At 68.3% G+C, this 15,814-nt stretch carries 13 protein-coding genes; 6 read left to right on the top strand and 7 right to left on the bottom strand.

All coding sequences use genetic code 11. The annotated features are described in order from the left end of the window. The 5 genes from AB0F41_RS02485 to AB0F41_RS02465 all read left to right on the top strand — a co-directional run bounded on the left by AB0F41_RS02485 (position 1) and on the right by AB0F41_RS02465 (position 3,654). Entirely contained in the window at positions 1-864 is an 864-nt protein-coding gene (locus AB0F41_RS02485) for an SDR family NAD(P)-dependent oxidoreductase (protein ID WP_357420890.1), read from the top strand. Positions 865-895: 31 nt separating this feature from the next. After that, on the top strand, positions 896-1,447 hold the full coding sequence (locus AB0F41_RS02480) for a nuclear transport factor 2 family protein (protein ID WP_357420889.1): 552 nt from the start codon (positions 896-898) through the stop codon (positions 1,445-1,447). Between the two features lie 113 nt (positions 1,448-1,560). Then, the gene (locus tag AB0F41_RS02475) at positions 1,561-2,145 is read left to right on the top strand and encodes a carboxymuconolactone decarboxylase family protein (protein ID WP_357420888.1); all 585 of its coding nucleotides are present in this window, start codon (positions 1,561-1,563) and stop codon (positions 2,143-2,145) included. Positions 2,146-2,269: 124 nt separating this feature from the next. Then, the gene (locus AB0F41_RS02470; RefSeq protein ID WP_357420887.1) at positions 2,270-2,671 is read left to right on the top strand and encodes a DUF427 domain-containing protein; all 402 of its coding nucleotides are present in this window, start codon (positions 2,270-2,272) and stop codon (positions 2,669-2,671) included. Positions 2,672-2,742: 71 nt separating this feature from the next. Continuing rightward, positions 2,743-3,654, top strand: coding sequence for an acyl-CoA thioesterase domain-containing protein (locus tag AB0F41_RS02465; RefSeq protein ID WP_357420886.1), 912 nt, complete (start codon positions 2,743-2,745; stop codon positions 3,652-3,654). Position 3,655: 1 nt separating this feature from the next. On the opposite strand, the gene AB0F41_RS02460 is transcribed toward AB0F41_RS02465, so the two are convergent. Both AB0F41_RS02460 and AB0F41_RS02455 read right to left on the bottom strand, forming a co-directional pair. Continuing rightward, entirely contained in the window at positions 3,656-4,462 is an 807-nt protein-coding gene (locus AB0F41_RS02460; RefSeq protein ID WP_357420885.1) for a GntR family transcriptional regulator, read from the bottom strand. A 120-nt stretch (positions 4,463-4,582) separates the two neighbouring features. Further along, positions 4,583-5,005: a helix-turn-helix domain-containing protein gene (locus AB0F41_RS02455; protein WP_357420884.1), complete on the bottom strand. Its 423-nt coding sequence runs from the start codon at positions 5,003-5,005 to the stop codon at positions 4,583-4,585. Positions 5,006-5,053: 48 nt separating this feature from the next. Between AB0F41_RS02455 and AB0F41_RS02450 the strand changes: the two genes are divergently transcribed. Beyond that, positions 5,054-5,878: an SDR family NAD(P)-dependent oxidoreductase gene (locus tag AB0F41_RS02450; protein WP_357420883.1), complete on the top strand. Its 825-nt coding sequence runs from the start codon at positions 5,054-5,056 to the stop codon at positions 5,876-5,878. Positions 5,879-5,933: 55 nt separating this feature from the next. Here AB0F41_RS02450 and AB0F41_RS02445 read toward each other — a convergent pair whose 3' ends face one another. The 5 genes from AB0F41_RS02445 to AB0F41_RS02425 all read right to left on the bottom strand — a co-directional run bounded on the left by AB0F41_RS02445 (position 5,934) and on the right by AB0F41_RS02425 (position 15,651). Further along, on the bottom strand, positions 5,934-7,166 hold the full coding sequence (locus AB0F41_RS02445; protein WP_357420882.1) for a TerD family protein: 1,233 nt from the start codon (positions 7,164-7,166) through the stop codon (positions 5,934-5,936). Positions 7,167-7,260: 94 nt separating this feature from the next. After that, positions 7,261-7,656, bottom strand: a complete 396-nt coding sequence (locus AB0F41_RS02440) for a hypothetical protein (protein WP_357420881.1) — start codon at positions 7,654-7,656, stop codon at positions 7,261-7,263. Positions 7,657-7,764: 108 nt separating this feature from the next. Next, on the bottom strand, positions 7,765-14,601 hold the full coding sequence (locus AB0F41_RS02435) for a putative T7SS-secreted protein (RefSeq protein WP_357420880.1): 6,837 nt from the start codon (positions 14,599-14,601) through the stop codon (positions 7,765-7,767). Then, on the bottom strand, positions 14,602-15,240 hold the full coding sequence (locus tag AB0F41_RS02430) for a type VII secretion target (protein WP_357420879.1): 639 nt from the start codon (positions 15,238-15,240) through the stop codon (positions 14,602-14,604). It lies immediately after the preceding gene. A gap of 24 nt (positions 15,241-15,264) precedes the next feature. Further along, on the bottom strand, positions 15,265-15,651 hold the full coding sequence (locus AB0F41_RS02425; RefSeq protein ID WP_357420878.1) for an SseB family protein: 387 nt from the start codon (positions 15,649-15,651) through the stop codon (positions 15,265-15,267). Between the last annotated feature and the right edge of the window lie 163 nt (positions 15,652-15,814).

Below are 15,814 nucleotides of genomic sequence, written 5' to 3'. Positions count from 1 at the left end.
ATGGGGTCACTGACCGGCCGGGTCGCCGTGGTCACCGGGGCGAGCCGCGGGATCGGCAAGGGAATCGCGCTGGCCTTGGCGGCGCAGGGCGCGACGGTCTATGTCACCGGTCGTACGGTCACGTCCGGGGAGCATCCGTTACCGGGCACGATCGGTGAGACCGCGGCCGAATGCGGGCGCCGCGGCGGCACCGGGATCGCGGTGCGGGTGGACCACGGTGACGATGCCGATGTCGCCGCCCTCTTCGAACGGGTCGGCGACGAACAGGGCCGGCTGGACATCCTGGTCAACAATGCGTTCTCCCTTCCGGAGAATCTGACCGATCCGGCACCGTTCTGGGAGAAACCCCTGTCCGACTGGCAGATGGTGGATATCGGCGTCCGATCGAACTTCGTGGCCGCCCGCTACGCCGTGCCCCTCATGGTGCCCGGGAGATCGGGGCTGATCGTCGCGATCTCCGGCTACACCGGGGTCGCGTACACCTACGGGGTGGTGTTCGGTACCGCGAAATCGGCGGTCGACCGGATGGCCCGCGATATGGCCGTCGAGCTGAAACCGTTCGGTATCACCTCGCTCTCGCTGTGGCAGGGCCTCACCCTCACCGAGCGCGCCGAACGCAATCTCGCCACGATTCCGGGCCTGGCCGGCGCCGCGGCCACCACACCGGCCGACGGGTGTTCCCCCGAATACCCGGGGCGGGTGATCACGGCCCTGGCCGGCGATCCCGGCCTCATGAGCCGCACCGGCGGCACCTTCATCACCGCGGAACTGGGCCGCGACTACGGCATCACCGATATCGACGGCCGGGAGATCCCGTCGTTGCGGGCCACCCGCGGCGCGCCGATCTGGGCACCGCTCCCGTGACCGCGGGCCGCGCAGAAATACCGAGGAAACCATGACCACAACAGATCATCAGAGCCGGCTGGCCACCCTGCTGGAGCGCCAGGACATCCTCGACTGCCTGACCCGCTTCTCCCGCGGGATGGACCGGTTCGATCGTGACCTCTTCCTGTCGGCGTTCCATCCCGACGCGGAGATCGCGGCCGGCGATTTCGTGGGCGGACCCGCCGCCCTCTACGACTGGGCCGCCGCCATGCACGAACAGGGCCAGTCCGCCACCCACCACAATCTGCTGAACCACACCTGCGATATCGACGGCGAACTCGCGCACACCGAGACCTACTACCTGTTCGCCGCCCGTAACCGGGACGACAGCAACTGGCTCGCCGGTGGGCGATACCTCGATCGGCTGGAGCGCCGCGACGGCGAGTGGCGGATCGCGTTGCGGACCAACATCATCGAATGGTCCGGTATGGCACCGACCATGCCGCTCCCGTTCGCCGATGTCGCGGATCTGTACGCCAACGGCGCACCGTCACGCAGTCCGGCCGATCCGTCCTACACCCGCCCGCTGCGCAACCTGCGGGCGCCCCACATCCCCAGCTGACAGGAGGGCGGAGCCATGCCGATGATGCGCGGGGCCCTGGCGGACAAAGTGATCGGAGTGAACGGCGGGCGGAATACGTGAACGAGACCTCGCTATCGGACAAGGAGTCGGATATGGAGCGGATACCCCCGCTGAAACCCGCGGACTGGTCGGCGGAGCTACGGGCTTTCTTCGCCGACTTCCGGACCCGGGTGCATCACGGCGGTCCCGCACCCTCGAACACCCAGTCCGGGACGAACCTGCTGGGCACCCTCGCCCGCTATCCCGCCTTCACCATGGCGTTCCTGCCCTTCAACGGCCACCTGCTGTATGGAACCAAACTCTCCGACCGGCAGCGCGAGATGCTGATCCTGCGAGTCGCGAATCTCTGGGAGAGCGATTACGAGTGGGCGCAGCACGCGGTGCTGGGCGGTAACGCGGGACTTTCCGACGAGGAAATCGCCCGGATCGCCACCGGACCGGACGTCCCCGGCTGGACGCCGGAGGAGTCCGCACTGCTGCGGGCCGCCGACGAACTGCGCATCGACGGCGCGATCGGTGCCGGCACCTGGCAGGCGCTGGCGGAGGTGTTCGACGAACAGCAGTTGATGGATATCGTCTTCACTGTCGGCTCCTACGCGATGCTGGCCATGGCGCTACGTTCTTTCGGTGTCCGTCCCGAGCCCGGCCTCCTGCCGTATCTGCCTGTGGCACAGTGAGATAGGCGGGGCGGGCAATCAGCCCGCGTGGCGAATGCCCGCCGGGCACCGGCGCAGCGAGCGCCCGGACCCGTGCACGATTCGGAGCAGTGAAGATTCGGAGCAGCGAAGATTCGGAGCAGGAATGAGTGAACAACCAGTCCCCTCGGGCTACGACCGGCATCCCGACTACCGCGTCGATCTGCTCGCCCGCACCAATGTGATGACCGCGGTCGTCGCCGGGCAGCAGCTGGCCTCGAGTGACGCCTGTCTGCTGGTGGACGAGCAGGATCACGGTCTGGTCGTGTACTTCCCACGCGACGCGGTGGATCTGACCCGGCTCGAGCCCGTGGAACTGCACACCGTATGCCCGTTCAAGGGTGAGGCGTCGTATTGGGCGCTGCCGGGCAGTGACCGGCCCTGGATCGCCTGGACCTACCCGCGCCCGCATCCACCGGTCGCCCGGCTGGCCGGCTATATCGCCTTCGACCAGAGCGCCGTCGCGGTCACCATCGGCGCCGGCCGCTACACGGGGGTCCGGGCATGAGCGGGTCGGGCCCGGAGGAGGTAGCGGAGCGTCACCACGCAGGGCCCTCGCTCATGCCCCATGGACACAGCATGAGCGAGTCAGGCCCGGAGGAGGTGGGCGTTCACGCGGACACTGCGGAATCGTCGATGGCGCGCATGATCGAGATCTTCGATGTGCGTGCGGATCCGGTGGTTCCCGCCCGGTACTTCGGCGACAGCGACGGCGGCAGCCGGCGCGTGGTCGACGGCACCCAGATACTGGGCCAGAGCATCGTGGCCGCCACCCGGGCCCTGCCCGGCCGGACCGTCCGCTCCGCGCACGCACTGTTCGTCGCCGCGGCCGACCCCGATATCCCGCTGGACTTCACCGTCACTCCGATCAAGACCGGCCGCAGTTACGCGAGTGCCACCGTGACCGTGCGCCAGGAGTTGCGGGTCCGCACGAGTTGCACTGTCCTGCTGGACAGTCCGCAGCCGGATCTGGTTCGCCTGGATACGCCCGCCGGACTACCGGTGGCGGGGCCGGAAGAGGCCGTGCCGGTGGACAGCCTGGCGCTGCCGGGACGTGAGGTCCGCATCGTCGATTGCACCGATATCAACGACCCCGACGAGGTGGGTCCACCGGTGGTGGACGCCTGGCTGCGCTACGACGACGTGCCCGCCGCCGACGAGCTACGCCGCGCGATCCTTGCCCACTTCACCGGGCATCTGGGGATCTCCACGGCACTGCGCCCGCATCCGGGCATGGGCACGGCCCAGGCGCATCACACCCTGTCGACCGCACCCATGGGCGTCACCGTGACGTTCCACGATCCGGTGAAATGGGATGGCTGGCTGCGGTACCACCACGAGGCCGTCTTCATGGGTGCGGGTAGCGCCCATATCCGTGGTCAGATCAGCACCGAGAGCGGAGTACTGATCGCCTCGTTCGCCCAGGACGCGATGATCCGGGGGTTCGAGCCGGGGCCGGCGACCGCGATCCACAGCTCGGCGCGCTTGTAGGTCAGCGACGCGCGCCCCGGTCGCCGCGGATGGCCTGCTGCGCCATGGTCGACGAGGCGTTGACGATACCGTCGTCGAAGCGTTTCAGCAGCAGCGCCTGCGTGGCGGCCAGGTGCGCGCACGCCATATGCTCGGCGGCCGAGGCCTGCCCGGCGACGATATCGTCGACGATCTTCTGGTGGGTGCGCACCGCGGCCCGCGCCTGCTCCGGCGAGGGGTATTCACCCCGGCCGGTCAACGCCTCGGCCCATGCCTCTTCCTGCGCCGACCACAGCGCCACCAGGCTGCTCACCACATAGCGGACGGTGGCGTTCGGAGTGAACGAGACCACCAGGTCGTGGAACTCGCGCGCGGTCTGGGTGAAGGCGACACCGTCGTCGATCAATTCCATCGACTTCGCGATGTTCTCCTGGAGTGCCGGCACCACCGCCTCCAGCCGGTCCTCGCGCCGGGCGCATTCGGCCGCGCACATCGGCTCCAGCATCTGCAGGCCGGTGGCCAGATCGCCGAGTGTCACCCGCCCGCCCTGCAGCGCGAGCCCGAGATGGTAGGCCGCCGAGGTCTCGTCGGGCCGGTGCACCTCGGCGCCACCGACATTGCCACGCCGGACGGTGACCAGCCCCTCGGTTTCCAGGATCCGGATGGCCTCGCGGATGGAAGGATAGGAGACACCGAACTCCTGCACCAGCTGATCCTGGGTGGGGAGACGGTAGTCGTCGGTGCTGTTGAGGATCCGGGTGCGCAGCTCCGCCGCGACCGTCTGCGCCACGCGATGCTGGGTGACCCGCCCGCGCCGCGGGGCCGTCACGACAGCCGCTTACGGCCGGAAGGGTACGCCATGAACTGGAGTTTATCGCGACACCCCTAGTTCATCAATGATTGCAATATTTGCAAGGACAGCCGGCCCCGTGGCGGATGGTGGCACGGGCTACCGAGCGTTCTCTCCGGTGGCCGGGTCCCGTCGCTGCGGGTCGTTGTTCGCGCGGGACCAGGCGACCGCCCACCCGGCCAGCGCGGACACCGGTCCGAGCAGATCCCGCCCCGCGGCGCTGAGCGAGTATTCCACGCTCGGCGGCACCGTCGGGTACACCGTCCGCACCACGAGCCCATCGGCCTGCAACTGCCGCAGGGTGCGGGTCAGCATGCGCTGACTGATCCCCTCGATCGACCGTTCGAGCGCGTTGAACCGGTGCGGGCCGCGACCGAGCAGGGCCAGGATCAGGACCGTCCATTTGTCCCCGAGCCGGCGCGCTATCTCGGTCACCGGACAGGCCTCGTATTCGGCGCGAGGGACCGGCACGGGCAGGTCCGCCGTGAGCAGGACCGGAACATCGGTGTGCGTACCGGACATGGAACTGCCTCCTTGTGCGCGCCGCCGGACGCCCCGACGATCGGCGTTATGAGCGATGATACGAAAACCGTTGTGATCAGCGGCGGCACCGACGGGATGGGCCGCGCCCTGGCCCGGGCCCGTCGCGCCCGCGGCGATCGGGTGGTCGTGATCGGCAGCAGCGAGGAGAAGGGCCGCGCGCTGCGGGACGAAACCGGCGCCGGCCTGGAATTCCTGCGTGCCGACCTCACGCTGGTCGCCGAGAACCGGCGCGTGCTGCGGTATCTCACCGATCACTACCGGTCGATCGACGCGCTGGCCCTGTTCGCCAACCGGCAGTCGCCCCGCAGACGCGAAACCGCCGAAGGCCTGGAATCGGTATTCGCGCTGTATTACCTGAGCCGATATCTGCTCGCCCACGGGTTGCGGCCGCAGCTCGCGTCGGCGCCGGCACCGGTGATCGTGAGCGTCGCCGGTGTCGGAGCCACCGCGGGCGCGGTGCAGTGGGACGATATGCAGCTCACCCGCCGCTACGGCGCGGTCCGTTCCCAGTTGCACGCCGGACGCGCCAACGATCTGCTGGGCGTCGCCTATGCCGAGAGCTGCGGCGATACCGTCCCCTTCGTGATGTACCACCCGGGATTCACCCGAAGCGGCGATCTCTCCCCTCTGAATCCGCTGGTCCGCACGATGATTCGTACCCTTGCCCGATTCCGTGCCCGGCCGGTGGAGGCGTCCGTGGCGCCGATCCTGGGCTTCATCGACCGGCCCCCCGCCGCCGCGCTGACCGCGGTCGACCGGGGCACGACCCTGGACGCATCCTTCCCGACCCTGGATCCGGTCGCCGCGCGGCGGCTGACCGCCTACACCGAGGACCTGCTCCGCAACCTGTGACCGCCTACTGTGTTCGAGTCGTGGCGAAGTGGCCACGGGATCCGGCGAAGCGGGGTCAGGTGTGGTCGGCCTTGAACTGGTTGACCGGGCCTTTGTCCATCCGTACCTCCACGCGTCCATCGGGATGCAGGGTGGCGGCGGGACGGTGCTCGGAGAAGCGGCGGCTGTAGAGCTCGAGTCGTTCGATGAGAACGCCGTCGGGGCGGTTGTAGACGATGCCCGGGACGCAGGTGAAGATCCAGGCGGATTTCTTGGCCTGGTCGGCGGGGATGGTGACGCTGTCGGCGCCGCTCTCGATCGCCAGCGTCACCCGGTATTTGTGGAACGACCCGGTGCCGTTGTTGATCGCCGAATACGCGACCGGGATCACCGCGAGGATCTCGGGCGCCAAGCGGACCTCGAGGATCTCCTCGGCTTGCCCGCCGCCGCGCCGCACATCGCCGCGCCCGCGGTCGCCGAGGTGGCGGACGAGGTCGCCGTAGTGCGGGTCGGCCGGGATACCGGCGGCGGGGAAGGTGGCGACGTGTACGACCTCACCGCTGGTGAGTACGACCAGGGCGTAGGCCTCGTAATCGGTACCGCTGGCCCACGCCACCCGCAGCCGGACCAGCGGCGTCTTGCGGAGCAGGACCGGGGGCGCGCCCTTGGTGAGAGTGATCGCACCCTTGGCGAAGTTCACGGCCGGGCCCGGGGCGGGGTCGGCCTCGGGAAACGGTTGTCCGAGTGCGGGGGGAGGGCCGGGAGGCGTAGCGGGTTGGGGCGCCGGTGCCTCGGACGGGACGGGGGTGGATGCGGCCGCATTCGGTGACGGATCGTCGACCGTGATCCCGAAATCCGTGGCCAGACCGGCCAGGCCGGTCGCGTACCCCTGTGCCACATTCCGGATCTTCCAGGTGCCGGCTGGCCGGTAGACCTCCGCGAGTATCACCGTGGTCTCCGAGGTGAGCCCGGTGATGGGGAGGTCGTAGATGTCCGTGCCGTCCTCGGCGATCCGCACACCGAGTGCCATATCGCCGAAACTCCCGGAGTCGATCGACGCGGACACCACGATCCGGTCGGTACTCGCCGCGACACCTGGGAGATCGAGCTCGAGTTCCCCGCCGCGCAACCGGACCGCACCGTCCGGGGAGCGCGGCTGATTGTAGAAGACGAAATCCTCGTCCCCGCCGACCTTGCCGTCACTTCGCAGGCACAGCGCGGTGAGGTCGATCCCCGCCGGGGTGGCCGAGATCCGCAATGTCCCACCTCGCACGGCCGCATTACCGCCCTTGCCGATCACCTTCGACATCCGCACTCCGCCCGCGCTCGACTCGCCTGCCCCCAGCCTAGGGTGCGGCTGTATCGGACGGTCGTCGAAAGCCGGCATCGAATCCCGCGAGGACTCACGAAGGGCGGAGGGTCTCCACCATCTGCTCGAGATTGCCCGGATCGATTCGCCAGCGATCGGCGTCTTCGTACTCGAAGTCGACCGCCATATCCATTTCGGATCGCTTTATCTGTATGAGGCAGGATTTCCACGCCGGTTTCCCGTCCTCGGTCATGGTCGAGCGCAATACGGTCACTTTGTCGAGTACATCGAAGCCCTTTGGTTTCCGGGCGACCCATGAACCGTCGTCGAAATAGACATAGCCGAACATGGAATCACTCCCGCCCCGGAATGTTGCAACGAGTGACAATGATGCCCACGAGTCCTGGTATCTACTATTTTCGATTATCGACTCCGCGACAGCCGTCAACGCGGTGGTCGACTGTTCGGAGTCGAACGCCGGATCGGTCAACAAAGCTCCTTCCGCCTTCATCTTATTGCCGGTTTGTCGGATACGATTTATTCCACGGCCCGGATAGCAGTATACAGCCGGCGCAACCGAATCGGTGCCTCGCCGTTCTCAGGGACCGTCGGCGATCATCTTCTTGATCTGTTTGCTCCGGAGCCGGTCGAACTTCTGATCCGCTTCGTTCTTGAATCTGACCTGATTGTCGTACAACAGCTTTCCGTCCGGACCGTATACCTCGTATTCGACTGTGACTCGGTCGGGCCGGTTCGTTCCCTGTACGGGGTTCCCGTGTCCGTCGAGCAATTCTATTGTCGGTCTGACTTCGCAGCCGTTATCCACCCAGGAGGACCATTCGTTCGCCATCACCTTGTATGCGGAGGTATTGAAGTTTCCGTTCTGTGGAAACATATTCTTGAACAACTGGTCCAGCATGAACCGATGGTCGACGACGTGCCCGCCGTGATCATCGGTGCGTCCACCTGATTTACCGATCTTGTTGGCGGCACTTTCCTCGGCGTTGCTTCTCTCGGCCTTCTTGAAGACTTCCTTGAGTTTCGCCACGGCTCGTATCGGCTTACCATCCGAATTGAGTGTCCAGGTAGCGGTATTCCTACCTTGGGTTTCGGTCACCGTTCTGGTCGCATGGGGGTCGGGCCCGTCCGGGGGATCGTCGCCCGTTCCGGGCCGGCCCGTGCTCGTGCCGGCATCTGGGTCGCGGACAGCGGCCGGGGTGGTGTCGGGGACGCGGTCGGTATCGACGGTCGGCCGGGTCGGGGTGGGGTCGTGCGGGGTGGGATCGCCGGGGTCGGGATCGGGTTCGCGGTCGGGGGTGTCGTCGGTTTCGCAGGAGCGGGGGATGAGGCCGAGGGGGTCGCTCCAGACCGTCGGGTTGTGCGGGTAGATGTGGGGGTTCGGGGCGGGGGAGAGGCCGAGGGGGTCGCGGGTCAGGAAGCGGCCGGTCTCGGGGTCGTAGAAGCGGTGGCGGTTGTAGTGCAGGCCGGTTTCGGGGTCGTGGAACTGGCCGGGGAAGCGCAGGGGAGTACCGGTGGCGCCGGACCACATGGTGCGCCCCCACAGATCGGTGGTGGCGGTGGCGAGGGTGTCGCCGGTGCGGGGGTCGACGAGATGTGCCGGGGTGCCGACGAGGTCGGTCACGATCACGGCGAGCTCGGGCTCGGAGCCGTCGCGGTGGATGGTCTGGGTGACCGGGATGTGGGAGCCCGGGAGGTACTCCCAGCGGGTCGTCGTGCCGGGCTCGGCACACTCGATCAGCCGGTTTCCGTCCCAGGCGTAGTCGGTGCGCTCCAAGACGGTGCCGGTCGTGTCCAGGCGTTGTTTGGTCGTGCGGCGGCCGAGTGCGTCGTAGGTGTACTGCCACCATTGACTGGTGGGGGTGTAGACGTCGGTGAGCTGGTCGAATCCGTTGTAGCGGTAGAACCAGTCCTCGGCTGGGCCGGACGGGCCGGTGGCGGTCTTTCGGATCAGGCGACCCGCGGGGTCGTAGCGGTAGCTGTAGCGGCCGTCGTGGACCAGTAGGTTGTCGTCGTATTCGCGGCGGGAATCCGAATCGGGTTGTTCAGCGGCCGAATCGGTTTCCGATGGCGAAAGTGACCGCTGCGCGGCGATGATATTTCCGAGCGCGTCGTAGGTGTAGGCCTCGGTGGGCCGCCGGCCGTCTGCGGTGACGGCTGTGACGCGGCCCATGATGTCGAGGGCGTAATGACGCTGTAGCGGGGCACTTCCGGGACGGGTCGTGGTGTGGGCGGTGAGGGGGCCGTCCGGGCGATAGTCGAATTCGTCGCGGCGGAGCCGGTGTGGGGCCGGCCGGTTCTCCTGGCCGAGATCGAGGGACAGTAGCGGGGCGGGAAAGGCGGTCACGATCTGGCGGGTGACACGGCCGGCCGGGTCGAGTGCGCGGGTGACCGAGATTTCGCCGGTGCGCCAGCCGGTGCGACGGCCGAGGGAATCGTATTCGACGGTGATCTCGTGGTCGCCGGCACCGAGCCGGTCGATCCGGCCGGCGGTATCGTGATGCCAGCCGGTCTCGGTGCCGGTGGGGGCGGTGCGGCCGGCGCGGCGACCGTGCAGATCGTAGGTGTAGCGCATCGGTGGCCGGTCGTCGACCTGTTCGATGGTCGGCAATCCCGTTGCACTGTACGAGTATTCGATGGTGTGTGTGGTTTCGCCGCCGGTTCCGGCGGCGGCGTCGAGGATTCGGCCGGCCGGGTCGCGGGTGTAGCGGATCCAGTCGCCGGTGTCGGTACCGATCTCGGTGAGCCGGCCCATGATGTCGTGGCGGTGGTAACGGGTGGTGCCGGTGGCGGGGGTGACACTGGCGACCCGTCCGGCCGAGTCCCGGGTGTAGGTGGTGGTGGCCGCGGAATAGTCGGTTTCGGCGATCAGTTGCCCGGCGAGGTCGTATTCGTAGTTCCAGCGCTGTCCGAGCGGATTGTGCACAGCGGTGAGCCGGCGCTCGGTGTCCCATTCGTAGCGGGTGACCGACCCGTCGGGGTCGGTGCGTGACCGGATCAGGTCGAAAACGCCGTAGCGGTACTCGGTGACACCGCCCGCGCGGTCGGTATGACCGATCAGATTGTCTTCGCCGTCGTAGGACCACGACTCCTCGGTGCCGTCGGGATCCTTTCTGCACAGCAGATTTCCGGCCGCCGACCACTCGTACCGGGTCGCCGAACCGTCGGCGGTGACCGTCCGGACCGGCCGGCCGGCGGCATCGCGCTCGATCCGCGTGACTCCGCCGTGCGGGTCGACGATCCGGATCGGCAATCCGGCGGCATCGCTGTCCACGACGGTCGTGCCGCCGCCGGAGGTGAAGGTCGCGACGGCGCCGTTGGGATGGTGGGTGAATTCGGTCCGGGCACCGGGGGCGTCCAGGACGGCCGTCAGATCGCCGGTATCGGACCATTCGCGGCGATACACGGCCCCGTCCGCGCCGGTGATGGCGGCGGTGCGGTTGGGCAGTGCGTATTCCATCTCGATCGTGGCGCCGTCCGGCCGGGTGATCGTCGTCGGATCGCCGTCGGCGTTGTAGACGTACCGTGTCCGGGTGGCCGGATCGGGACCGGTGACCGTCAGCGGCTTGCGGTCGATGTTGTAGTCGTAGTGGAATCGCGCGCCGTCGGGTGTGATCAGGTCGCGCAGTTGCAGATCACGGTCGAATCCGTGGGTCGTGACCGCACCGCGCGAGTCGGTGACCCGGGTCAGCCGGCCGGTGCCGTCCGGTAATTCCAGGTAGTCGAAATCGCAGTTCAGCATGCCCGCGCTGCCACGCTGGCGGACGACCCGTCCGGAATCGTCGTAGGTGTTGACCATCCGGTTGCCGTTGGAATCGGTCCACGAGGTCAACCGGTGTCCGGTGTCGTAGGTGTAGCGGGTGGTGGCGCCGGCCGCGTTGGTGACGGCCACCAGTTCCCCGGCGTCGTAGGCGAACGTCCGCAGCGGTATCGCGGCGGGTGAATCGGTCTCTTCGGTGCGGAGCGCCAGCCCGGTGATACGGCCGCCGGTGCTGTCCACGCGAATCCGGTAGCCGCCGGAATGGGAGACCTCGACCGGTACACCCCGGGAGTCGTAGTGGAATCGGATGCGGTTGTGGTGGCGGTCGGTGACGGCCGATACCGCGTAGTTGCCGAGCGCGGTGTCGAGGCCGTCGAGCACCGGTTCCGGCGCGAAATGCCAGGTGAGTTCCCGCTCCCGGTCCCAGACCCGGTAACCACCGGCATCGGTGCGGGTCAGCGACCACTGCCGGCCACCGGTGAGCGGCGGCGCGGGGAAACCGGCCTCGGCATGCGGGTAGGCGAGCAGGACGCCGTCCTCACCGAAGAAGACGACGCCCTCGGCCGTGACGGCGATCCGGGTGTCCAGCGTGGTGGCCCACGACGGCCCGAACCAGCGTCCGAATCGGTAATTCGAATGATGCGCCCGCTTCAACAGCAGCGGGAGCACACCGGCCAGCTCGATATCGGTTTCGGGAAGCAGGAATTCGCCCGTGCTGATATCCACCGGATCGGTGGAGCAGGTCTTCTGCTCGGGGGTGCGGTTGTGGTCGGCGCCGGATTCGCGGGCGTGTTCGTGGGCGTCGCGGTCGGCATCGGCCCGGTCGTGTGGGTCGGGTGTATCGCTGTCGCGGTCCCGGGGGGTGTCGTGATCGCCTTTGTCCGGGTGGCGATCACGGTGTTCTGGATCGCGATCACGGTGGTCCGGGTCGCGGCGTTCCGGGTCGTGATCACGGTCCCGGGGATGCCGGTCTCGCGGGTTGTCGTCCGTGTCGCGGTCGGGCCGGGTGCGGTCGGTGGGTGAGTCCGGATCGTCGCGCCGAGTGGGGGAGCGGGGCGTGTCGTTGTCGCCGGTGCGCGGGTGGGTTCCGTCGCGCGGTGTCCGGCCGTCGGGGGTGTCGGGCGGGGTGCCGGGGCGTTCCCCGGGCTCGGGTTTCCGGTCGGGCGAATCGTGATCCGGCCGGGTGGCCGGTGACGAGTCCGGGGTGGGGCGGGCCCGTGACGATGCGTCGGGGTCCGCTCGGGTGGTAGGGCCGGGACGGGCGGGTGCGCGGTTGTTCGAGGTGTTCTCGAGGGTGCGGGCGGGGGAGGAACTCTCCGGCGCGCGCGAGGCCGGCGCGCTCTCACGGGTGCGTGCCGGGGACGAGGTGTCCGGGCTGCGGGGCTGGTTGCCGGGGTCCGGGGTGCGGGTGTCGGGTCCGGGATCCGAGCGCAGCGCGGGGGAGCCGGGGCCGGTGTGGGTGCCGGGGGCCAGGTAGGGCGATGGCGTGTCGGTGGAATCGTCCGGGCGCGTTCCGGGGGTGGGCCGGGAGTCCGCGGCACGGTCCGGATCGGTGCGCGTCTCCGGTGAGCCGTCGGTGTCGCGTGCACCTTGCTGGTCGGTATCGCGGACGCCTGGAAGTTCGGTGTTCGTCCGGGGTGCGGGGGAGTCGCTGTCTTCCGGCCGGTCGACCGGTGTGTCGTCCGCGTCCCGGTCCGGGCGCGGTGAGGAAGGGTCGCCCTCGGAATGGGGCGGGGGAGCGTGGCCGGGGTCGTCGGTCCGGGACCCGATGTCGTTCCGGGAGTCCGGGGACCCGGTTTCCGGGTGCGGACTGGGCTGGTCGGCACTTCCGTCCGGTGTCGAGTCCCGGGGTGTGTCCGGTGTGGAGTCTCGGGGTGCGTCGTTCGTGGGGCTGTGGTCGGGCCGGGTGGAGGGGTCGGTGTCGGTATGCGTTACCGGTGACGGTGGCGGATCCTCGTGCGTCGCCGGATGCGGGTTGGAGTCGCCGGGGGTGTGGGAGGTCGGACTCGAATCGCCCGGTGTGGTCGATGGCCGGTCGGTGTGTGCGGACGGGTCGGCCGCGTCGGGGCGGGGGTCGGTGCGCTGGAGTGGTGGATCGGGGTCGTCGCCGGGGCCCGGCGGGTCCGGATCCGGGGTGCGATCCGGATCGGGGGTAGGGGATTGCGGAGGTGGGGAATCGGTGTCGGTCTGCGCGGGCGGGTCGTTGTCGGGCCGTGCCGCGGGGGAATCGTCGGGTGTGTGGTCCGGTAGTTGCCCGACGACCGGGTCGTCGTCGGTATCGCGTTCCCGGGGCGGGTCCGCCTGGGCCGGTGGCTCGGCGGGCGAGTCGGAGGTGCGGTCACCGCTGCCGGGTCCGTCCGAATCCGGTCGGCCGCCCGCGTCCATGGGGTTGGTGTCGGGTGTGTGCCCGGCATCCGGGGCCGGTCCGGCCTGGTTCGGCGCCTGGCTCGGGTGACCCGGCGGGTTATCGGGGGTGTGGGGATTCGGTGCGGAATTGCCGGGCAGGTGGCGGCCGAGATCGGCGAGATCGTCCAGCCGCCTCCCGGCCTGGCCCGCATCGGCGAGCCGGCGCATCGCGCTGACCGCGAACTTGGCACTGCCCGCGCCACCCGTCGCCGCGGTGAGTAGCGCGTCACCGGTGAGCGCGCCCATGAACTCGAAGGGATTGCGGCGGGCATCCTCGAGGATCGCCGAGACGGCGGCGCCCGGATCCGCGGCCGCGACCACCAGCCCGGTGCCCAGATTGGAGAGCCCTTCCAGGTAGTCGGCCGGATGGGTCATGTTGTAGGTGTCGAACGGGTTGATCTGGCGGACGAACTGGACGAGCCCGGTGAGGCTGGTGAGCAGCCCGGACATGAAATTCAGGGCACCGTGTTCGAGGACTCCGCCGAGATCGGAGAGATTGGCCAGCCACCGATCGGTGAAGGGTGGTTCGGCCGGGGCCTTGTCGGTGGCGGCGGAGATCGCGCTCACCGCGACGGTGGCGCCGTTATCGCGCGCGATGCGGGCGTTGCGCAGAATCGCCCGGGCGTTGTTGCGCATGGGGGTCCAGGTGTCCACCACGGTGGTCTGCGCCTGCTGCTCCCCGGTCAGCGAATTCCACCAGGAGATCACCCGCTGTTCCTCCCGGGCCGCGGCCTTCCATTCGTCGATGGCGTCCGCGGCTTTGCCCTGCGCGGTTTTCACCACGTTGTGCCAGGCGGTCATCGCCGCGGCCGCGTCGGCCATGGCGTCGGCGCCGTCGAACCACAGCTTCGGCTGTTTGTCGTAGACCTCGTTGAACGCATCGGCGCCGTCGCCGACCCAATTCGCCGAATCGATCTGCTTCAGGGCCTCCCCGGTGGATTCGAGGGCGGCGGACATATCGTTCAATGTCTGCGCGGTGGAACCGATTTCGGCCGGATTGCCGAGAATCAGTTCGGTGGGATCCTCGGATTCACCGAGCTCCCGCTCCTCGACGTCGCCGCCGGTGGCCGAGGCGATCTCGTCGCCGAAATCATCGAGTGCCTCGGCGGCATCGTCGAGCCCGATCGCGTCCGCGCCTTCGGCGACGAGATCCAGCCCGTCGTCGATCAGCTCGCCGGCACCCTCGACGACGTTTTCGACGCCGTCCTCGATCGCCTCGCCGATATCGTCGACGAAATCGAATACCCCCACTTACTTCCCCCCGGACTCCTGCGCGATTTCCGCGGCACGTTGCGCGGCCCCCGTGTTCCAGCCCGGAGTCTCACCGGTGACCTCGCTCGTCACCGGAATGCTCGCCGGGCTCAGGACGCTCAGATTCGCCAGCGCCTGCGGCCCGACCTCCTGGATGATCTGATTGTTGGTTTCGATGGTCTGGAATGCCCGGTCGAAGGATTCCGGGCTGTAGTCGGGGTTGAGTACATGGTTGACGGGGTTGTCGGCGAAGGTATCGCCCCAGGACCGGCTCGTGATCTCTTCCTCCGACAGGTGCGGGTTGCCCAGCATATGGGTCCACATCTGTTTCAAGGTGCCCTCGGCCTGGTTCTCCATCTCGTCGTAGCGACCGGCGGCCAGCCCCAGGGTCCGGGCGATCGAATTACCGGCCTGCACCAGTGCCCGCACGCCCCACGACCAGCGTTCGGTGAACTCCTCGAACGTCTTCTGCACGGTGTGCTTGCCGATATCGAGGGTCGACATGGTCAGTAGCGAGAAACCGCGACCCATATTGCCGGTCTCCCCGATACCCAGCTCCGACAATTCGCCGATGGTGGCTTCGATTCCGTCCGCGGCCTGCTGCAGAACCGCCGGATCGACGTGCACCTGCTGTGTCATTCCCCGCCCCTCCCCTGGTTGTCTCTACTCCATGACGTTCGGGGGGAAGGCCATCGGCGCCCTCCCCGCGATATCCACCGCGATGCCGGTGGGATCTTCCTGCCGCTCGGTGTATGCGAGCAGGCGTGCGCCCCAGAAGGTGTGGTACCGGTATTGCCGGTCGGCCGCCACCCCGCCCTCGGTCATGGTCGCCCGGGCCATCGTGTACCGCGCGTATTCCTCGATCGTGGTGAAGGCGCACAACCAGCGCAGGCCGCCCGATCGGAGGAGGAACAGCCGGTCGTCGTCGGTGAGGGGCACCAGTAGCGCGGCTTCGCGCAGCGCGGTTCGTAGACTCGCGGGCTGTCCGAAACCGGCGTAATACGATCTGATCTCGTCACGCAGAACCGCGAGCCCGTCGTTGTCCGGCATCCCCGCACCTCCCTCCCCGCATGATGGATTCCCAGGCCCGATCGACGGATACGTTCATGGTACTCATCCCGATTCGGCGCTCGACCGTTAACGGGTATTTGCCATCGCGTTGTCCGCGGGTGCCGCACGGGTCGGTCCGGGGAGTGCGGTCGGTACCGAAAAG

Origin of the sequence: Nocardia sp. NPDC024068, assembly GCF_040638875.1 — a bacterium.
Lineage (GTDB): Bacteria > Actinomycetota > Actinomycetes > Mycobacteriales > Mycobacteriaceae > Nocardia.
The sequence above is the reverse complement of the archived record's forward strand: the minus strand, read 5'-3'. Positions and strand labels throughout refer to the sequence as shown.

Coding starts and splice junctions, on each gene's coding strand:
- AB0F41_RS02485 (WP_357420890.1), top strand. CDS start 1: ATGGGGTCACTGACCGGCCGGGTCGCCGTGGTCACCGGGGCGAGCCGC.
- AB0F41_RS02480 (WP_357420889.1), top strand. CDS start 896: ATGACCACAACAGATCATCAGAGCCGGCTGGCCACCCTGCTGGAGCGC.
- AB0F41_RS02475 (WP_357420888.1), top strand. CDS start 1,561: ATGGAGCGGATACCCCCGCTGAAACCCGCGGACTGGTCGGCGGAGCTA.
- AB0F41_RS02470 (WP_357420887.1), top strand. CDS start 2,270: ATGAGTGAACAACCAGTCCCCTCGGGCTACGACCGGCATCCCGACTAC.
- AB0F41_RS02465 (WP_357420886.1), top strand. CDS start 2,743: ATGAGCGAGTCAGGCCCGGAGGAGGTGGGCGTTCACGCGGACACTGCG.
- AB0F41_RS02455 (WP_357420884.1), bottom strand. CDS start 5,005: ATGTCCGGTACGCACACCGATGTTCCGGTCCTGCTCACGGCGGACCTG.
- AB0F41_RS02450 (WP_357420883.1), top strand. CDS start 5,054: ATGAGCGATGATACGAAAACCGTTGTGATCAGCGGCGGCACCGACGGG.
- AB0F41_RS02445 (WP_357420882.1), bottom strand. CDS start 7,166: ATGTCGAAGGTGATCGGCAAGGGCGGTAATGCGGCCGTGCGAGGTGGG.
- AB0F41_RS02430 (WP_357420879.1), bottom strand. CDS start 15,240: ATGACACAGCAGGTGCACGTCGATCCGGCGGTTCTGCAGCAGGCCGCG.
- AB0F41_RS02425 (WP_357420878.1), bottom strand. CDS start 15,651: ATGCCGGACAACGACGGGCTCGCGGTTCTGCGTGACGAGATCAGATCG.